We start from the raw sequence: 793 nt of genomic DNA on the forward strand, positions 1-793 counted from the left end.
CCTTCTCGGCATTCTGGTGGTTCTGACCATTCCGGTCCTTCGCCGCCTGGAATCCCGCCGTACACTCAGAGGAGCCGTCTGATGCGTCGGTCTCACCTTCTCGCAACAGCCGCAGGCCTCGCGCTCGCCTGTTCACCTCTCGCCGCCCATGCTCAGTTCGCTCCCGCAGGCTCCGGGGGGCCACCTTCGGCGACTATTCCCGGCCCGGGCAACGCCGACGAACCCAAAGAAAACACACCGGCAGATTCAAGCTATTTCGCCGGACCCTCTCCGTATGCCCCGCAGGCTCCGGGCGTCAATGCTGCAAACCTGCCGGATATCGGATCAATCGACATTTCCGAAATTCCAGCCATGGCGCCCCAGCAGAGTGCAAGCCCGGCGCATGGAGACTGGCCGGCCTATGGGCGTGACGATAACCAGACGCGCTATTCCCCTCTGACAGAACTGACCCCCGAGACGGTCAACAACCTGAAGGTCGCGTTCACCTACCATACGGGCAGCTATCCACGCCCGGGTCAGACTAACAAATGGGCGGCTGAAACCACACCCATCAAGGTGGGTGACGGCCTCTACATGTGCTCAGCTCAGAATGACATCATGAAGCTGGACCCGGTCACTGGAAAAGAGATCTGGCGCCGAAATCTGAACGTCAAATACGAGTCCATTCCCTACACGGCAGCCTGCAAGGGTGTGACGTATTTCACGTCTGCTGCCGTGCCAGAGGGTCAACCCTGCCACAACCGCATTATTGAAGGCACACTGGATATGCGCCTCGTGGCCGTCGATGCGGCAA

2 pseudogenes are annotated in these 793 nt (G+C 60.2%); both read left to right on the forward strand.

Features of this window, described 5'->3' with window-relative positions:
* Positions 1-82 (forward strand): annotated as a pseudogene (locus KP705_RS21175) (glycerol dehydrogenase); the annotation flags it as partial.
* Positions 82-793, forward strand: a pseudogene (locus KP705_RS15600) (membrane-bound PQQ-dependent dehydrogenase, glucose/quinate/shikimate family); the annotation flags it as partial. The pseudogenes KP705_RS21175 and KP705_RS15600, both read left to right, overlap by 1 nt.

This window comes from Gluconobacter sp. P1D12_c (assembly GCF_018812105.1).
Lineage (GTDB): Bacteria > Pseudomonadota > Alphaproteobacteria > Acetobacterales > Acetobacteraceae > Gluconobacter > Gluconobacter oxydans_A.